Genomic DNA, 17146 nt, shown 5'->3' on the forward strand with positions numbered 1-17146 from the left:
GGATATGCGAGGCCCACAGGGCGGGGCTGTCGGGGTACTTGTCGCGTAATCCGCGCACCGCGCGGTGCAGTGCGGTGGGCGCGTGCTCGACGTCGGGCGGGGCTGTACCGCCGTCGGTGAGGGCAGAGTAGAAGGCGTCGGCGATTTCCAGGGCGGCCTGGTCATTTGCCGTACGAGTGCGCCGGGCGTACGCGCTCGATCTGCTTGCTGCGTGGCCGAGGCTGTGGCTGCTCCTCCCGGACCCGCCCCGCGCGGAGATCACTGCCGTTCAGGACGGCCATGCCGCCGCCGCCCGGCTCGGCGGCTGGGCGCTCCTCTATCTCCTCCTCGGTGCGGTCTGGTGGCCGGCGCTCATCGCCGCCATGGTTCTGGGCTTGACGAGTTGGTACCGGGCACGGAGCACGGCGGACGTCCTCGCCGCGCTCATCGAGGCCGGGCTGTTGGCGGTGTCCTCGATCACGGCTTCCCGCGAGGTCACGGTCAGCCCCGGACCGGCATGGCCCAGGCCTTCGTGTAGGGCGCGCTGAACGTCCGCACGCGGTCGGCGTCGATCAGGGCTTGCGGCTTCTGGCGACATGTCCGGCACGGCAGGCAGGCCGCTCTTCGTCTTCGCGCCGATAGCCGTTGATTGTCCAGGCCGCTTCACGAGCGGGTCGCCCTTCGACCGGGTGATGTGGCGGGCACGGTCATCCGGACACGGTGAGGATGAGTTTGCCGGTGGTTCGGCCGGTTTCTCCGCGCCGGTGCGCCTCTGCCGCCTGCTCCAACGGCAGTACGCCGTCGATCTCGGCGCGCAGGAGGCCCTCGGCGGCCAGTCCGGCGATCGCCGTGATGGCGGCGTGGTCGGCTTCGACGGTCAGGTTCTCCAGCCGGATACCACGCTTCTTGGCCGCGGGCTCCATGTTCTCCGAGTGCGCGAAGAGGATGGAGATGAGAGTGCCGCCTTCGCGCAGGGTGCGCAGGGAGCGCGGGCCGTAGTCGCCGCCGACGGCGTTGAGCACGACGTCGACGTCCGACACCACCTCGGCGAAGTCGGTCCGGGTGTAGTCGACGACTTCGTCGGCGCCCAGGCCGCGGACGAAGTCGTGCTTGGGCGCGCTGGCGGTGCCGATCACGTACGCGCCGCGGGCCTTGGCGAGTTGCACGGCGAGATGGCCCACCCCGCCGGCCGCGGCGTGGATGAGGACCCGCCGGCCGGGCCGTACCTCAGCTGTGTCCACCAGGGCCTGCCACGCGGTGAGCCCGGCCACCGGCAGCGCCGCGGCCCGCACGTGATCCACCCCCGCCGGCTTGCGGGCGAAGTTCCTGGACGGGGCGGCCACGTACTCGGCGTAGGCCCCGGCGCCCCGTGGGTAGTCGAGCATGCCGAAGACCTCGTCGCCCGGCTTGTGCAGCGTCACGCCCGCTCCGACGGCCTCGACGACACCGGAAACATCCCAGCCCAGGACGAACGGCGGCGCGCCCAGATATAGACCGGTTTTGCGGTGCATCCAGTCGGTCGGGTTGACGCCGGCGGCATGAACCCGGACCAGGACGTCCGAGGGCCCCAGTGCCGGCCGGTCGAGCTCGACGAGGGTGAGGACCTCCGGACCGCCGAGGACCTCTTGGCTGATCGCGCGCATCAACGACCTCCTTCTTCGCGGGTACGTTCCGTCGGACGACGGCCCCGGCCAGCGTGCCGGAACGGACCAGCGGCCAAAAGTGACCTCATGGCCATCATGCGCAAGGATCAGGCCATGCACCGGGTTGTGGTTCTCGCCGTTGACAAGGTCTACCCGTTCGAGCTGGGGATCCCGGGGCGGATCCTGGGCTCGGCCCGGGGGCCCGCGGACGAGCGGCTCTACGAGGTGATCACCTGCTCGCCCGACGGCGGCCCCGTCACCACCTCAGCCGATTTCGCCCTCATGGTGGAACACGGCCCCGAGGCGCTCGAGACCGCCGACACCCTGGTCGTCCCGCCGTTCGTGTGGGATCCCGTGGACGGGGACGTGCTCGAGCTGCCGGTCGGCGTCTTCGCCATGCTGCGGCCGGGCACACGCGTCATCTCGATCTGCACCGCCGCCGTCCTCCTCGCCGCGGCCGGGCTTCTCGACGGCCGCCCCGCCACCACGCACTGGCAGGAGGCCGAGCGCTGCCAGCGGCTGTTCCCGAAGGTGAAATGGGACGCCGACGTGCTCTTCGTGGACGACGGCGACGTGCTCACCTCCGCCGGAGTGGCCGCCGGCGTCGACCTGTGCATGCACATCCTCCGCCGCGACCAGGGCAGCGCGATCGCCAACCGCGCGGCCCGCTACTGCGTCACGCCGCCCTGGCGCGAGGGCGGGCAGGCGCAGTACATCGAACGTCCCGTGCCGAGCCCGTCCACCACCGCGACCGCGGCCACGCGGGCCTGGGCGCTGGAGCGGCTGGACCGTCCACTGTCGCTGAGCGAACTCGCCGGGCACGCCCGGATGAGCGTACGGACCCTCAGCCGCCGCTTCCAGCAGGAAGTCGGGATGAGCCCGGGCGACTGGCTCACCCGGCAGCGGGTGGAACTCGCCCGCCACCTGCTGGAGGCCAGCGATCTCACCATCGACCGGATCGCCCGCCGCGCCGGGTTCGGCACGACCGCCTCACTACGCCAGCACATGCGCACCGCCCTCGGCGTATCGCCCCTGGCCTACCGGCGAACCTTCCGCGCGTCCGAGGGGTGAAGGCCGATCGCCGGCCTTGGCTGGATCGAGGCTAGGAGCCTGTTCCCAGTCGACGATCCCCCGTGCGGACGAGGTTTCCCAGTACGGCGCCGCCGAGACTGGAGGTCATGACTACCCACGCACGGGGGCTGACGCGCACGACGCGATGCGGCGCGCGCCCGGGGTGGCGGTGGGACCGGTGACGGCGAGGAGACGATCATGCGAAGAGCTTTGGCGATTCTCACAGGCGCGGTGGCCCTGGCAGCGGCGTCGCCGGCGGCGTCGGCGACGGTCTCGGCGGCGCCCGGCGCCGGGCGGCTGACCTGGGCGGTGTGCTCGGACACGGAGCTTCCCGCGCCCATGGAGTGCGCCTCGCTCGACGTGCCGGTGAACTGGGCCGAGCCCGGCGGGCGGACCATCCGGCTTGACCTGGCCCGGCTGCCGGCCACCGAACCCGCCCGCCGGATCGGCAGCGTTCTGGGCGTCCCGGGCGGCCCAGGAAGCAGCGGCATCGACGATCTGAAACGGGCCGCGCCCGACCTGCGGGAACTGGGCCGCCGTTTCGACCTCGTCGGCTACAGACCGCGCAACAACGTCTGGTCCGAGAGCATGCCCGCGATCTGCGAGAAGCCCGCCACCGCGCTGGAGGATCCCCGCGGCCGCAAACGGTTCGACGCCCAGGCCGCCGCGATGGCCAAGGCGTTCCGCGACTGCCGGCTAGCGGATCCGACCGGGCTTTTCTCCCATCTGGACGCCCTGTCGGTGGCCCGGGACATGGAGGCGATCCGGGCGGCGCTGGGCGAGGAGCGGCTGAGCTTCATGGCCAACTCCTACGGCGGGGTGACCTCCGTCGCCTACGCGCGCCTGTTCCCGCAGCGGATCCGGGCCCTGTACGTCGACGGAGTGGTCAACCACTCAGCAGGCTGGAACGACCAGGTACTCCGTCTCTCGGTCGCCATGGAGCGGAATTTCGGGAAGTTCACCGGCTGGTGCGCCGCCACTCCCGCCTGCGCGCTGCACGGTGAGGATGCCGGAGCGGTCTGGCGCGCACTCGTCCGCGCGGCCGACCGCGAGCCGATCCCGGCCACCTCTCCCGAGTTCGGCGAGGGCGAGGTGACCGGATGGCAGCTGCGGCAGCTCGCCTTCGCACCCGACCCGGGCCCGGACGACGTGAACTGGCTGACCTTCGCCGAGTCGGTCGACAAGGCGCGGCGCGGGGACGGGTCCGGGTTCGGCGCCTGGGTCCTCGGCAACACCCGTGTCTGGGCCATGCCCGGCGTTCTGGCGATGACCTGTGCCGACGGTCGTGGGTTCGCCCACTACGACGAGCTGCGGAACTATCGTCGCGCGGTGGAGAAGGCCCTGCCGAATCTCGGCTCCGTCCGGTTCGACGGCCTGGGGTGCACGGGCTGGCCGCTGAAGGTCGCCAACCCGTCACGCCCGCTTCCGCCGGACGGCCTGCCGCCGCTCCTGGGCGCGGGAAGCATGCACGGCGACCTGGTGGGGACCGAGAGCTTCACCCGGATGGTCCGGGGTTCGGTGAGCGTCATCTACGAGGGACACGGCCACGCCCTGTACCTGATGGGCAAGAAATGCCCGATCAGGCACGCGACCGCGTACCTCACCGAGCTGAAGCTCCCCGCACCGGGCACGACCTGCCCGGCCGAGTGACCTAGCTACTTGAACGAGAGTTGAGTACTCTAGGAAGAGTCAAGTACATGAGCAGGAGGAAACATGACTGGTCATGATGATCTGTCGGCCGATTCCGCGCTTCGCGAAGTGGATCGCGCGCGGAGCGCGGTACGGAAGGCCGGCCGCCGGGGCGCGCTGCGCGTGTTCCGCTCCACGGGTGAACGGTGAACCATCCCCGGCACGCGCTCGACGAGATCATCCACGCCCCGGTGCGGCTGTCCATCATGGCGCTGCTCGCGGCGGCCGAAACGGCCGACTTCCGCTTCCTGCGGGACACGGTCGAGGTCAGCGACTCGCTGCTGTCCAAGCACCTCGACACGCTGGAGAAGGCGGGCTATGTGCGGGTGGAGAAGGGCTTCGTCGGCAAGCGGCCCAGGACCTGGCTGGCGCTGACCGAGGAGGGGCGCGCCGCGTTCCAGGAGTACACGGCTGTGCTCCGGCGGATCACGGAGGGCGGACAACACCCCTGAGACACCGCGGTCAGAACACCATCGTGAGCAGGTCGGCGAACAGCTCCTGTTCATCGATCTGGAGCCCCCGGTTCGTGAACCACGTGGCCATGTTGTGGCAGTCGCGCATCAGGAAGTCCATGCCCTTCGGGTTGCCCACGATGTCGACGACCTGGGGCAGGTCGATCATCACGATCCGCTCGGCCTGCGCCAGGACGTTGAACGGCGAGAGGTCGCCGTGCGCGAGCCCCGCGCGGGCCAGTTCACGCATGCTGTCGCGGAGCTGCTCGAAGTACACGCCGAGCAGCTCCTTCGACGGCCGGACCTGGGCGAGCCGGGGCGCGGCGCCGCCCTCGCCGTCGTCGATGAACTCCATCAGCAGCTCGGTGCCGTCCACCTGCACGGGATACGGCACCGGGACGCCGGCCGTCCACAGCCGGTTGAGTGCGTCCCATTCGGCGTACGCCCACTGACCGGCCGCGACGCTGCGGCCGTGCGAGGTCTTCTTCGCGATCGCCCGGCTGTCGCGGCTGTTGCGGGTGCGGCGGCCCTCGACGTACGACGTGCTGCGGTGGAAAGAGCGGTGTTCCTCGGTGCGGTACCGCTTCGCGGCCAGCAGCGAGGACTTCGCCGGGGTGTCGCCGATGGCTTCGACGGCCCGTTCGAGCAGGAAGACGTCGGCTTCCTTGCCGGTTTTGAGAATGCCGAGCTCGGTGTCGATCGCAGCCTGTTCCGTCACGACCCACGAGGGGCGTGGTTCCGGGCCGCGCGAACCGCGCTCGACGTCCAGCCAGGTGGACCACCGCTGATTCGGGCCCAGCGCCTCGTCGACCGAATGGAACGTGAAGGCGAAGGCGTCGGCCGGCTGGGAGGGGGAGTCAGAGAGTTCGTACTCGGAAGACAACGGGTGTGCTCCTGAACAAAGAGGTGGGACCGATGCGGACATGCCGCAGCACGGTGATGGCCATCCGTCAGCCCTCCTTAGTTCAGGCAGCGCTCGCCGCCGCTCGATCGACACAGCTTGCCCGCCCGTCGCGGGCCCCGCAACGTATTTATGGCTTGAGCGCGATGGGGGTACCCCGCCTGGACGTTGTGGCGGGGCCGCACCATCCCATCGGCTCAGGAGCGGAGGTCGGGGTCGTCGTAGGTCAGCACCGCGAACCCGTCGCAGGCGTTGTTGCACACGGCATAGATTCTCGTCGCGCCGGCCGGCGGCTGATAGTGGCTGACGGATTCCTGGGGCTTCACCTCCAGGTCGTTGAGCACATTGCCCGACGCGTCGAGCGATCCGATGTACAAGGGGCAGGTTCCGGAGTTGGAGATGGTGTCCAGGCCGCCGCGATTGAGATCCAGGTCGGTCTTGATGGTGACCGCATTGTCTCTGCTGCCAGGACAGGTGAGTTCTACGGTGAACATGGCTGAACGCTCCAGGATCGGTGCCGGGGTTCAGTTGATCCTAGGCATCGGTCGCGGCCGTTGATGATGAACGTGCCCGGTGGGAACGGACCTTGCCCATTGATGACCGGACCCATGCGCACCACCGGCGCCGGTGGTTACGCCAGGGAGTTCAGCAGGTGGCGGGTGAGGTCGCCGAGCCGCGCGGCGGCCTCCGGGGAGAAGGACGGGTGGTCCAGGCTGATCGGCCTGCCCTGCGTGAAGGCGCTGAGCGGGGCGGCGGGTGGGTCGTCGATGAGGGCGACGATCGGTTTGACGCCTTCGGCGACGGGCGCGCCGTACCTCTTGAGCGATTCGACGTGGGCGGCGGTGGCGGCGTCGTACTCGCCGCGGAACGCGGTGGACACCGGCCCGGGGTTGATGAGGACATATCGGGTACGGCCGGCGGAGAAGGCGGTGCCGAGCAGGTCGTTGGCGCGCCCGGCCTGCATCTGGGCCGCCACCCCGTCGTAGCCGCGCTCGAACATCGGATCGTCCCAGTGGATGCGTCCGATCGGTACGCCCGGCCCTGACACGTTGACGATGACTCCCGGGTCGGTCAGGCCGTGGCTGAGCAGATGGCGGCTCAGGTACTCCAGGGCGAAGGTGGCCTCGATCCCCTCTGAGGTGACGGACCGGGCGGAGCGGAAGTAGCGGGCGCACAGCACGAGTGCGTCGACGGCCGGGTAGGCGGCGTTGATCTCGGCGATGACGCGCCGGTTCTCGCTGACCAGGCTCAGGTCGGCCGCGATGAGGTGGGCGCCGGGGAGGGCTTTGTCCTTGTCGCGGCCGACGATGACGACGGTGTCGCCGCGGCGCAGGTAGGTGCGGGCGAGCTCTCTGCCCATCCCGTCGGTGCCACCGGTGATCACGAGGGTCTTCACTGGGAGGCCTTTCCGGTCAGCGCGGGTTCGCGAGAGGGCAGGAGCGGGATGACGGCGAGAATGATCGCGATCATGGCGAGGGCGAGCCAGAAGATGCCGTGGAAGCCGGTGATCGGGTCACCGGCGAGCTGCAGGACGAGCGTGACCATGGCGACGCCCAGGGCGGCGCCGAGCTGGTTGAGCATGTAGAGGACGGAGCTGCCCTGCGCCACCAGCGGGCCGGGCAGGCTGCGGTAGAGCGACCCCATGGTCGGGGCGCTGAAGCAGCCCATGCCGAGCCCGATCGCCAGCGCGGCGAGCACGGGCCAGACCTCGGCGGTGCCGGCGCCGATCTGGGTGAAGGCGAGCGCGCTGAGCCCGGCCAGGATCGCGCCCGCCGTGGCCAGGCCGCGAGCGCCGAACCGGTCCGACAGCCGTCCGGCCAGCGGCATGGCGATCGCCCCGCCCAGGCCCGCGGGAGCCATCAGCAGTCCGGCGGCCAGCACGCCGTGCCCGTGTGCCTGCTGGTAGTACAGCGGCAGGGCGAACAGGGTGGCGAAGTTGGCCAGGCCGCCGAGCCCCATGATGGTGACGCCGGCGACGAAGCCGCGGCTGGCGAACAATCTGGGCTCGATCAGGGGCGGTGTACGGCGGGTCCGCGACGCGTGCACGGCATAGCCGGCGATCAGTGCCGCGCCCGCGATCAGCGGGAGGGCGACCTGCCCGCCCTGCTCGGCCGACTGCGACACGGCCAGCACGAGAGCCGCGAATCCGGGCGCGAGCAGGGCCAGGCCCAGAACGTCCAGCCGGGTCCGTACCTGGTCCGCAGGCGCCTCGTCGGGCACCACGCGCCGGGCGAGCAGGTACGCGAGCAGGCCGGCGGGCACGCTGAGCAGGAACATCCAGCGCCAGTCCAGGGCGTTCACCACGGCCCCGCCCGCGATCGGCCCGAGGACGGGCCCCAGTGACAGCACCACTCCCATCAGCCCCATCACCCGTCCCGCGTGTCGCGGTCCGGCGGCGCGGGCCAGCAGGACCAGCACCAGCGGGTCCAGGATCCCGGCGCCGACGCCCTGGAGGGCCCGGAAGGCGATCAGGCTGCCGACGTTCCACGCCAGCCCCGCGGCCAGCGAGCCCGCCATGAACACCACCAGGCCGGCCAGCCAGAGCCGTTTGCCGCCGAACCTGTCGACCGCCCACGTGGTGAACGGGATGGTGGCGGTGACGGCGAGCAGGAATCCCGTCGAGGCCCAGCCGACGGTGTTGAGCGAGGTGTCGAAGGCGGTGGCCAGGGTGCCGGTGGCCACGGCCGCCATCGTGCTGTTGAGGATGCCCAGCAGTCCGCCGAGCAGGATCACGGCGATCATCGCCAGGAGGCGGGGATCCAAACGATCGTCTATTGAACTCACGGGTTCAACATAGTTATCTGATGCGTATGCATGCAACTGGCAAGTCCGCTGCAGTGAACCCACGGGTATAGTCGGGCCATGACCACATCGCGCGGACGGATCGACAAGCGGCAGGCGATCCTGCGGGGCGCGTTCGCCGTGTTCGCCCGGCAGGGCTACGCCCAGGCCTGCGTCCAGGAGATCGCCGACGAGGCGGGTGTGGCCAAACCGACGGTCTACAACCACCTCACCGACAAGGCGACGCTGTTCAGGCACGCCGTCCAGGACGCGGCGCAGACCGCCCTGCGGCAGCGCCTGGCCGCGCTGGAGCCGCTCGTCGAACCGGGCGACGACCTGCGCGCCACCCTGGAGAACGTCGGCCACGCACTGCTGCGCCTGCACTGCGACGAGCACTCCTGCGCGCTGCGACGCCTCCTCTACTCGGAGATCATCCGCTTTCCCGACATCCTCGACGTCGTCACCGAGTCCGGTCCCCACCGGCTCACCCAGGCGCTGGCCGACCGGCTGGCCCGCCTCATCCTGGCCGGCCGCCTGCGTACCACCGACCCCGAACTGGCGGCCGAGCAGCTGCTCGCCCTGCTCATCGGCCCCTTGGAGGCGCGCTCCCGCATGGGCACCCGGCTCCTCGGCGACGATGAGCTGCGGGAGCTGGCCCGGGTCGCCGTCGGCACCTTCCTCCAGGCCTACGCCCCCTCGGGCCTACCTGCCAGGGCTGGTGACGGCGAGTGAGACGTGCAGGGCGGTGGCGGCCAGGCGTGCCCGGCCGCCGCCGCGTCGTTCCGCCAGTCCGTTCGCCTGAGCCGGGAGGAGGTGATGATCGCCGCGGGCCACGGCTTTCGCGACGGCCAGGGCCGCGGCGGGGTGGGAGTCCAGGATGCTGTGCGCCAGACGGTCGAACGGCACCACAACGCCGTCCGGGACCAGGTCGCCGATACGCTCGGCGACAGACCGGACCGAGCGCAGGTCGCGGGCGCCGGACAGCACGGCCACCGGCCAGGTGAAGCCCGGCAGGGCGGCGGGAACGTCGACGGGCTCGCCCGCGAACGCCGGGTAGCGGCCGGCGATTCCGGCGTAGGCGACCGCCGGATCGAGGGGACGCCCGTCCGGTCGCTGCGCGTAGGCCTCGCGGAAGTAGATCACACCGGCCAGGTCGAACTCCATGGAGTACGGGCGCACCCGGGTGAGCTCCGCGGTGATCAGAGCGGCCAGCCGGTTCCACAGCCGCCGCCGTCCCTTGGCCATGGCCGCCAGCAACTTGCTCAGCAGCGGCACTCCCCCGATCTCATAGACCAGGGGCACCACGGCGCCGGCCTCCTCTGGGGCGACCGACCCGGACGCCACCAGCCGGCGCAGCGTCGCGGCCACGCCGGCCGTACCCGGATCCGCGCCGTCCCACAGCAGTCGCCGCAGGTGGTCGCGGCAGATGTCGAAGTCGGTCACCGAGGCGTAGGTCGAGTCCAGCACCATGGCGGCCACCCGGCCGGGGTGGGTGGCGCCGAGTACCTGGGCGAGATAGCCGCCGTACGAGGTGCCGTACACCACGGCCCGCTCCACCTCGCACGCGTCCAGCACCGCCACCAGATCCTCGACGGCCGCGGTGATGGTGAGGGCCGGCCACGGCAGGTCCACGCCGTCACGGTCACGGCGGGAGAACCCGACCCCGCGGTGCTCGACCATGATGATGTCGAAGCCGCCCGCGGCCGCCATCCGCCGCGGGCGGCGGTAGGGCAGAACCGAGGCCAGGCCGGGGCCGCCCGGGATCACCAGGAGCGGTGTCGCGCCGCGCCTGCCCGCCCGGACGTAGGCGAGGTCGAAACCCGGACGGCTGAGACGGCGGACGCCGTACCGCCGATCGCCGATTCTTTTCATGCCGCCACGCTAGGCATTGTCGTCGCGTCAAGGTCAAACAGCGGTGGAACCGATGGACGGCCGCGGGGCGGCCGACACGGCGTGGATACAAGGCGTGCCCAGGATGACCGGAGTACGCCCGACGGCGTACCTCGCGTGCCGCAGGGCGCGCGGGCCGGACCACCGAAGGGTGCGACGATGCTCGGCACTCGTCATCTCTCACGTGCCGCACTGACGCTGACCGCGACCGTGTGCCTGACCGGCCTGCCGCCCGCGGCCGGTACGGCGGGCGCGGCGACGGAGCCTTTGGCCTGGAAGAGATGCGCCACGACGGCCAAGGACTGGCCCGTCGCGAACGACCCCGGGACCGAGTGCGCGATGCTGACGGTCCCGATGGACTATGCGAACCCGCGGGGCCGTACGATCAAGATCGCGGTGAGCCGGCTCAAGGCCACCGACCCCGGCAGGCGCCGCGGCGTGCTGGTGATCAGCCCCGGCGGCCCCGGGATCTCCAACATCACCGCCTCGGCCTCGTATGCGACCAACGGCCTCGGCACGCTGGCCGCCGACCACGACCTGATCGGGTTCGACCCCCGGGGCGTGGGCTACAGCGACAAGATCCATTGCGACGAGGGCTCCCCCGGCGAGCCGCCGCCCGGCGCGTCCGCCAAGGCCATGGCGAAGGCCGCCTTCAGCCGGATGGCCGCCTCCAACAAGCGGTGCACCGCGAAGGATCCCGACTTCGTCCGGCAGCTGACCACCTCGAACATCGCCCGTGACGTCGACGCGATCCGTGCGGCGCTCGACGCGCCGAAGATCAGTTTCTATGGGGTGTCGTACGGCACCTCCGTGGGCTTGACCTACAGGTCGCTGTTCGACGACCGGGTGGACCGGATGTGGGTGGACTCGGTGATGCCACCCGTCATGGACCTCGCCGCCATGGACGCCGTCACCGACGCGGTCGCCGAGAAGGCCTTCGAGGGGTTCCTCGCCTGGACGGCCGGACGTGACGCCGAGTACCACTTCGGAACGACCGCCGCCGCCGTCCGCACGACGATCTTCGCCCTCCGTGACCGGCTCGACCGCAAGCCGGTGGTGGTCGGCAAGAAGATCCGGCTGGACGGCGACTGGGTCGGAGGGCTGCTCGGCGTGGGCGCCGAGGGCTGGGCCGCTACCGCCAGGGATCTGGCCACCGTCCGGGAGGGCGGCATCCCGCGCTCGGCGCGGCCGGACCCGGCCGCCGCGCAGGTGTACGGCTTCGACGACGCGCCCTTGGGCATGAACACCACCCAGTACAACGCGATCTTCTGCAACGAGGGAACCGGCGGGCGCGACTTCGAACAGGTGTGGGCCGACGCGCAGAATCGTCGGCAACGCTTCCCGGGCGCCGGCGGCAGAATCGAGTTCGGCGGCTGGTGCGCGGGATGGCCGTGGCCCGCGATCCCGTTGCAGCCGGTCAAGGGGAGCAGCCCGCTGCAACTGTCCGGCCATGTCGGCGAATCCGTCACGCCGTACGCCTGGGCGGTGGACGCGGAGAAGGCCGTCGGCGGAACCCTGCTGACGATCCAGGACGGCATGCACGGCTCGCTGAGCCGCCTGCCCTGCGCCGCGAAGGCGATCGACTTCTTCCGTACCGGCCGCACCAGCGGGGGCTCCTGCCCCGGCATGCAATGAACGGACCTGACATGCGCAGACTTCAACGAATCACCGCGACGCTGACCGTCACCCTTCTCGGCCTGTCGCTGGTGACGCACCCGGCGCAGGCCGCGACCGAGGACCTGGCCGGAAGCGTCAACGTCAACGGCTGCTCGGGAGCGCTGGTACGGCTGCCGGCCTCCACCCCCGCCGACCCGGCGCTCATCCTGACGAACGGCCACTGCTACGAGGGCGCGTGGCCGGTTCCCGACGAGGTTCTGGTGGACCAGCCCTCCCACCGGCTGTTCGAGCTGCTCGACGCCACCGGCAAGACCGCGGCCGCCCTGCACGCCGCCAAAGCGCTCTATGTGACCATGACCGGTACCGACATCGCGCTGTACCAGCTCGGCACGACGTATCGGCAACTGGAGCGGGACCACCGCATCCGCCCGCGCACGATCTCGGAGCGACGCCCGGAACCGGGCAGGGAGATCCGGGTGGTCTCCGGCAGCCTGAAGAAGGTCTACTCGTGCGCCGTCGACCGGCTCGCGTACCGCGTGCTGGAGTCGGGCTACATGACCAAGGACGTCCTGCGCTACACGCCGGCCTGCAAGACGGGCCCTGACACCTCGGGCTCCCCGGTCCTCGACGCGGCGAGCGGCGAGGTCGTCGGGATCAACAACACCAGCAACCGCGACGGCGACAGGTGCACGCTGAACAACCCGTGTGAGATGAACCGCGACGGCGTCATCACCGCGAAGAAGGCCACCGCCTACGGCACCCAGACGTACTGGCTCACCACGTGCGTCGCGCCAGGAAACAAGATCGACCTGAACCGGCCCGGCTGCCTGCTGCCCAGACCCGGACAATAGTCCGACGGTCGCCGAGAGGGCGGGCCCGCCGCCGGTCGGCGGGCCCGCCCTCTCGTCAGTCGCGCGGCTGGTCGGCGTGCTCGGGTACGGCCGGCTCGGTGATCCGGCGGCCGTCTCGCCTGGACTTGACCAGGCTCGCCACCGTCGTGACGGCGAGAACGGTGACGATGACGGCCAGCGATATCCAGTTGTTGATCTCGGGAACCCAGGTGACGTGTTCGCCGCCGTTGATGAACGGCAGCTCGTTCTCGTGCAGGGCGTGCAGAACGAGTTTCACGCCGATGAAGGCGAGGATGACGGCCAGGCCGTACGTGAGATAGACGAGTTTCTCCACGAGGCCGCCGAGCAGGAAGTACAGCTGCCTGAGCCCCATCAGCGCGAACGCGTTGGCCGCGAAGACCAGGTAGGCGTCCTGGGTGATGCCGAAGATCGCGGGGATCGAGTCGACCGCGAAGACCAGGTCCGCGCCGCCGATGGCGATGATGACGATGAACATCGGGGTCAGCATGCGGCGGCCGTCCCGCTTGATGGTCAGCCGCGAGCCGTGGTAGTCGTCGGTGACCGGGAACAGCCTGCGCACCAGCCGGACCACGCCGCCGTTGGGGTCGTACTCGTCGTCGTCCTTGCTGTCGAAGGCGAATTTCCACGCGGTGTAGATGAGGATGCCGCCGAAGAGCCAGAACACCCAGCTGAACCGTTGTACGGCCTGCGCGCCCACACCGATGAAGACGCCGCGCATGACCAGCGCCATCATGATCCCGATGAGCAGCACGCGGTGCTGGTGAATGGCGGGCACGGCGAAGTTCGCCATGATGAGCATGAAGATGAACAGGTTGTCCACGCTCAGCGTGTACTCGGTGATGTAGCCGGTGATGTAGGAGGCCGCGTGGTCATCGCCGCCGAAGATCCACACGGCTGCGCCGAAAGCGGCGGCACAGCCGATGTAGAAGGCGATCCACCGCGCCGACTCGGCGATCGTGACCTTGTGGGGTCTCCTGTTGACGATGATCAGATCGAGCAGGATCAGCCCAAGCAGGGTGGCGATGGTGGCCGCCCACAGCCAGGCGGGCACGGACAGGGGTGGGGGCATGAAAGCTCCTCCGACTTGGCGTTGGCACGTCCGTCGGAGGTCTTCTCCGCCCGCGATGTCGCGGACCGACCGCGCCGGGCCCCGGGGGCGGGTCCGTGATGACGACGCGGCCGCGAAGGAGTACTCCCCTCCACTTCGTCTGTGATCTTACATACTGAATGCAGTAGTCCGATATACCCCCCGGCATCAGAGGGCGGCGAGGTTGACGGCCTCGGCCATGACCCGGTAGCCGGCGTCGTTCAGGTGGAGTCGGTCTCCGCTGTCGTAGGCGGGGCGGAGGCGGTCGGTGTCGGCCGGGTCGGCCAGCGCGCGGTCGAAGTCCACGATGCCGTCGAACTCGCCGCCGCTGCGTATCCACCGGTTGACCGCGTCGCGTACCGACTCGCCGTGGTCGGTGAAGAGCGGGGAGCCCTTGAAGGGCGGAAGGGTCCCGCCGATGATCTTCACGCCCTCGGCGCGGGCGGTGCGGATCAGCTTCCGGTAGCCGTTGATCAGGGCTTCGCTGGTCGCCTTCGGGTTCGGCGTCGTGCAGGCCGATGGCGAGGTGTCGCCGTGCATGATGTCGTTGATGCCGCCCATCGTGATCACCGTCCGTACTCCGGGGTGGTCGAGAGCGTCGCGCCGGAACCGGTTGAGGAAGCTCTCGCCGAGGCACGCCGAGTCGTTGAGCACCCGGTTGCCGCCGATGCCGCTGTTCAGCACCACCTCCGAGCGGCCCGCGCGCTTCAGCCGCTGGGCGAGTACGTCCGGGTAGCGGCGGTCGGCGTCCGTCGTCGCGGCCTGGCCGTCGGTGATCGAATCACCGAAGGCCACGATCGTCTCCCTCTGCGCCGGGCGGCGGCTGGAGACGTCCAAGGCGGCGAGGTAGTACCAGGAGGTGCTCCGCTCGGTGAACGGGGCCGCCCCGGGAGTGCGCAGGTGGTCTCCGGTGGCCCGGTAGGACGTGGCGACCGCGAGGTTGTGGTTGGTCGCCGGGCCGGTGGAGTCCTTGAGATACAGGGTCACCGTCACGTGCTCGCCGGCCTTCACCCGCAGGTCCACCGGATCGGCCGCCACGCGCCCGCCGGCGGGGATGGTCACGGACGCGGACCTGCCGAACCTGACCGTCCGCATCGTCGCCGGCCGTACCGTCGCGCCGCCCGCCGACCTGCCGATGCTCGCGCCGGTCAGCCGGAGGGGGGCGGTGCCGTACACGTTGGACAGTCGCAGCCGCAGGCTTGAGCCCGCGGCGCCGACGCGGACGACCTGGCGTACGGAATGGTTCTTGAACCCCTCGTAGGCCCAGTTGGAGATCCACTCGCTCTGACTGGGATGTTGTACGGCGGCCGCCCACCCCCTCGTCCAGTGGTGCGGGGTGGCCGTGGCCGAGGCGGGCAGGGCGACGAGAGACCATGCGCCCAGCAAGGCGATCAACGGCGTGCGAAACACGTGCTACGTCCTTTCGTGGTGATGTGCCTGCCGTACAGACACGTTGATGACCGACGCGGCCCCCGCGTGGTCAGGCCGCGTGCGGGGTTCCCCTTTTCGCCAGCCAGTCGATCTGGTCGGCGACCACACGTGCCCGGAGCGCCGGGTCGGTGTAGAAGGTGAAATGGGTGCCCGGGTAGGCGCGCAGTTCGCCTTCGGGCGCGCGGTCGGCGAGCTCCCGCGTGGTCTCCAACGGCGTCTCCTGATCGTCGGCGGCGACGCAGACCAGCAGCGGGCAGGCCAGGCGTGCCGCGGCTTCCGCGGGCCGGTAGCGCATCATCTGCAGCAGCCCTCTGGGCGCGATGCTGTTCCGCCACAGCGTCTCGCCGCCGCCAGTGAGTGTCTGGATGTGCTGATCGGCCTCCTCGGTCGCGGTCACGGCGAGGTCTCCGGGCCGTCCCACCATGGGGATGTAGTACGGCCTGAGGCCCAGCTTGCCGCGGATCGTGTCCCAGAAGATCGCGCCCAGCAACCGCAAGGTGCTGCCGGTGGAGCGCCCCCGCACCTTCTTCGGGAATCCGTTGAACGGGATCTGCGCCACGACCGCGGGAACCCTGGGGTCGGCGGCGGCCACGGTGATGGCGTGCGCGCCGCCCAGCGAGTTGCCCCACAGCAGGACTCTGTCGGGATCGATCCGCTCGTGCCCCCGCGCGAAGGCGACGGCGGCGCGGACGTCGATGATCTGCCCGGCGACGTCAGGAAACTGGCGAGGCTTGCCGTCGCTTTCGCCGAAGCCCCGGTAGTCGAACACGAGCGCCGCGAAGCCCTCGGCCGCGAAGCGCTCGGCGTAGTCGAAAAGCCGGTCCATCGTCCCGCTGAAGCCGTGGCAGAGCACCACGCACGCCGATCGCCCGGATCCGGCGGGCAGGTAAAGGTAGCCGGCACACCGGACGCCGGCGGCGGTGAAGGACACCTTGGTCCGCATACGGATCATCTCCAGAGCAATAGACTGACTGGTGGTTAGCAATATAGCGAAAGAACTGACCACGGGTAAGTGAGCTACATGACATCTCAGCGGATTCTGGACGCCGCGCGCGATCTGTTCGCCGCCCGCGGCTACCGCGCCACCTCCATGCAGGCCATCGCCGACCGGGTCGGCATCACCAAGGCCGCCCTCTACTACCACTTCGACTCCAAGGACGACATCCTTCGCCGCCTCACACTGCCGCTGCTGGACGAACTGGAGCTGGTCCTGGCCGAGGCCGAGTCCGGGGGCGGCGGTCCGGACGAGGTGCGGTGGCGGGCGATCGAGGGCTACGTCGACGTGCACCTGCGCCACCGCGGCACGCTCACCATGCTGGTCAAGGACATGACGCTGCTGGTGCAGGCTCCGGTGGCCGATCGCTTCCGCGCCGCGATCGCCCTGGCCAACGAGCTGGTGGCCGGTCCAGGGGGCGGCCTGGCGCAGCGGGTGCGCGCCTCCCAGGTGGTCGCCGGGCTGGCCGACCCCGTGGTGCTGTTCCGCGACGAACCCGCCGAGCGGCTGCGCGGCCTCATCCTCGACGGGGCTCGGGCGCTCCTCGGCGAACCGGGCCCTCCCACGCCGCGCGGCCGCGCCCGGGGGCGGAGCGGCGGGCGCCCTGCCGCGCTCGCCCAGGAGCAACTGGCGCAGGCGCGTTCCCTGTACGCCGAAGGCCTTGCCGTCGAGGAGATAGCAGCCCGCTTCGGCGTCTCCAGGGCCACCATCTATCGCCGTCTCGAAATCTAACTATTTT

The 17146-nt window shown here is 70.3% G+C and carries 16 protein-coding genes; 7 read left to right on the plus strand and 9 right to left on the minus strand.

From position 1 onward, the window contains the following. Nucleotides 1–686 precede the first annotated feature (686 nt). Complete coding sequence (locus ACIBI5_RS07220) at nucleotides 687–1622, minus strand: NADP-dependent oxidoreductase (RefSeq protein ID WP_397244104.1); 936 nt, start codon at nucleotides 1620–1622, stop codon at nucleotides 687–689. A gap of 114 nt (nucleotides 1623–1736) precedes the next feature. On the opposite strand from ACIBI5_RS07220, the gene ACIBI5_RS07225 reads away from it, so the two are divergent. The 3 genes from ACIBI5_RS07225 to ACIBI5_RS07235 all read left to right on the plus strand — a co-directional run bounded on the left by ACIBI5_RS07225 (nucleotide 1737) and on the right by ACIBI5_RS07235 (nucleotide 4834). Next, a complete protein-coding gene (locus ACIBI5_RS07225) occupies nucleotides 1737–2693 on the plus strand; it encodes a GlxA family transcriptional regulator (protein WP_397244105.1) in 957 nt (318 codons plus the stop codon). A gap of 198 nt (nucleotides 2694–2891) precedes the next feature. Next, the gene (locus ACIBI5_RS07230) at nucleotides 2892–4343 is read left to right on the plus strand and encodes an alpha/beta fold hydrolase (protein ID WP_397244107.1); all 1452 of its coding nucleotides are present in this window, start codon (nucleotides 2892–2894) and stop codon (nucleotides 4341–4343) included. A 185-nt stretch (nucleotides 4344–4528) separates the two neighbouring features. Further along, a complete protein-coding gene (locus ACIBI5_RS07235) occupies nucleotides 4529–4834 on the plus strand; it encodes a winged helix-turn-helix domain-containing protein (RefSeq protein ID WP_397244109.1) in 306 nt (101 codons plus the stop codon). A gap of 10 nt (nucleotides 4835–4844) precedes the next feature. Here ACIBI5_RS07235 and ACIBI5_RS07240 read toward each other — a convergent pair whose 3' ends face one another. The 4 genes from ACIBI5_RS07240 to ACIBI5_RS07255 form a co-directional block, all read right to left on the minus strand. Next, a complete protein-coding gene (locus tag ACIBI5_RS07240; protein ID WP_397244111.1) occupies nucleotides 4845–5717 on the minus strand; it encodes a serine protein kinase RIO in 873 nt (290 codons plus the stop codon). A 215-nt stretch (nucleotides 5718–5932) separates the two neighbouring features. Continuing rightward, a complete protein-coding gene (locus tag ACIBI5_RS07245; protein ID WP_397244113.1) occupies nucleotides 5933–6229 on the minus strand; it encodes a hypothetical protein in 297 nt (98 codons plus the stop codon). Between the two features lie 137 nt (nucleotides 6230–6366). Beyond that, complete coding sequence (locus ACIBI5_RS07250; RefSeq protein ID WP_397244115.1) at nucleotides 6367–7131, minus strand: SDR family NAD(P)-dependent oxidoreductase; 765 nt, start codon at nucleotides 7129–7131, stop codon at nucleotides 6367–6369. Further along, nucleotides 7128–8519, minus strand: coding sequence for a DHA2 family efflux MFS transporter permease subunit (locus ACIBI5_RS07255; protein WP_397244117.1), 1392 nt, complete (start codon nucleotides 8517–8519; stop codon nucleotides 7128–7130). Before ACIBI5_RS07255 ends, ACIBI5_RS07250 begins: the two co-directional genes overlap by 4 nt. Before the next feature lie 78 nt (nucleotides 8520–8597). Here ACIBI5_RS07255 and ACIBI5_RS07260 point away from each other — a divergent pair, with 78 nt between their 5' ends. Further along, nucleotides 8598–9248: a TetR/AcrR family transcriptional regulator gene (locus tag ACIBI5_RS07260; RefSeq protein WP_397244119.1), complete on the plus strand. Its 651-nt coding sequence runs from the start codon at nucleotides 8598–8600 to the stop codon at nucleotides 9246–9248. Here ACIBI5_RS07260 and ACIBI5_RS07265 read toward each other — a convergent pair. Beyond that, nucleotides 9219–10388, minus strand: a complete 1170-nt coding sequence (locus ACIBI5_RS07265; RefSeq protein WP_397244121.1) for an alpha/beta hydrolase — start codon at nucleotides 10386–10388, stop codon at nucleotides 9219–9221. The genes ACIBI5_RS07260 and ACIBI5_RS07265 overlap by 30 nt on opposite strands. A 177-nt stretch (nucleotides 10389–10565) precedes the next feature. Between ACIBI5_RS07265 and ACIBI5_RS07270 the strand changes: the two genes are divergently transcribed. Beyond that, nucleotides 10566–12041, plus strand: a complete 1476-nt coding sequence (locus ACIBI5_RS07270; RefSeq protein ID WP_397244123.1) for an alpha/beta fold hydrolase — start codon at nucleotides 10566–10568, stop codon at nucleotides 12039–12041. Nucleotides 12042–12052: 11 nt separating this feature from the next. Beyond that, nucleotides 12053–12874, plus strand: a complete 822-nt coding sequence (locus ACIBI5_RS07275; RefSeq protein WP_397244125.1) for a trypsin-like peptidase domain-containing protein — start codon at nucleotides 12053–12055, stop codon at nucleotides 12872–12874. A gap of 55 nt (nucleotides 12875–12929) precedes the next feature. Here ACIBI5_RS07275 and ACIBI5_RS07280 read toward each other — a convergent pair whose 3' ends face one another. From ACIBI5_RS07280 to ACIBI5_RS07290, 3 genes are all read right to left on the minus strand, one after another. Continuing rightward, nucleotides 12930–13964, minus strand: a complete 1035-nt coding sequence (locus ACIBI5_RS07280; RefSeq protein ID WP_397244127.1) for a TerC family protein — start codon at nucleotides 13962–13964, stop codon at nucleotides 12930–12932. A gap of 186 nt (nucleotides 13965–14150) precedes the next feature. Further along, a complete protein-coding gene (locus ACIBI5_RS07285; RefSeq protein WP_397244129.1) occupies nucleotides 14151–15392 on the minus strand; it encodes an SGNH/GDSL hydrolase family protein in 1242 nt (413 codons plus the stop codon). Nucleotides 15393–15462: 70 nt separating this feature from the next. After that, nucleotides 15463–16356, minus strand: coding sequence for an alpha/beta hydrolase (locus ACIBI5_RS07290; protein ID WP_397244131.1), 894 nt, complete (start codon nucleotides 16354–16356; stop codon nucleotides 15463–15465). A gap of 78 nt (nucleotides 16357–16434) precedes the next feature. Between ACIBI5_RS07290 and ACIBI5_RS07295 the strand changes: the two genes are divergently transcribed. Then, on the plus strand, nucleotides 16435–17139 hold the full coding sequence (locus ACIBI5_RS07295; RefSeq protein ID WP_397244133.1) for a TetR family transcriptional regulator: 705 nt from the start codon (nucleotides 16435–16437) through the stop codon (nucleotides 17137–17139). Nucleotides 17140–17146: the final 7 nt, after the last annotated feature.

It is taken from the genome of Nonomuraea sp. NPDC050540 (assembly GCF_044457485.1).
Lineage (GTDB): Bacteria > Actinomycetota > Actinomycetes > Streptosporangiales > Streptosporangiaceae > Nonomuraea.

Excerpts from the sequence above, each read along its gene's own strand:
- ACIBI5_RS07220 (WP_397244104.1), bottom strand. The coding sequence starts at position 1,622 with ATGCGCGCGATCAGCCAAGAGGTCCTCGGCGGTCCGGAGGTCCTCACC.
- ACIBI5_RS07225 (WP_397244105.1), top strand. The coding sequence starts at position 1,737 with ATGCACCGGGTTGTGGTTCTCGCCGTTGACAAGGTCTACCCGTTCGAG.
- ACIBI5_RS07230 (WP_397244107.1), top strand. The coding sequence starts at position 2,892 with ATGCGAAGAGCTTTGGCGATTCTCACAGGCGCGGTGGCCCTGGCAGCG.
- ACIBI5_RS07245 (WP_397244113.1), bottom strand. The coding sequence starts at position 6,229 with ATGTTCACCGTAGAACTCACCTGTCCTGGCAGCAGAGACAATGCGGTC.
- ACIBI5_RS07260 (WP_397244119.1), top strand. The coding sequence starts at position 8,598 with ATGACCACATCGCGCGGACGGATCGACAAGCGGCAGGCGATCCTGCGG.
- ACIBI5_RS07265 (WP_397244121.1), bottom strand. The coding sequence starts at position 10,388 with ATGAAAAGAATCGGCGATCGGCGGTACGGCGTCCGCCGTCTCAGCCGT.
- ACIBI5_RS07270 (WP_397244123.1), top strand. The coding sequence starts at position 10,566 with ATGCTCGGCACTCGTCATCTCTCACGTGCCGCACTGACGCTGACCGCG.
- ACIBI5_RS07275 (WP_397244125.1), top strand. The coding sequence starts at position 12,053 with ATGCGCAGACTTCAACGAATCACCGCGACGCTGACCGTCACCCTTCTC.
- ACIBI5_RS07280 (WP_397244127.1), bottom strand. The coding sequence starts at position 13,964 with ATGCCCCCACCCCTGTCCGTGCCCGCCTGGCTGTGGGCGGCCACCATC.
- ACIBI5_RS07290 (WP_397244131.1), bottom strand. The coding sequence starts at position 16,356 with ATGCGGACCAAGGTGTCCTTCACCGCCGCCGGCGTCCGGTGTGCCGGC.
- ACIBI5_RS07295 (WP_397244133.1), top strand. The coding sequence starts at position 16,435 with ATGACATCTCAGCGGATTCTGGACGCCGCGCGCGATCTGTTCGCCGCC.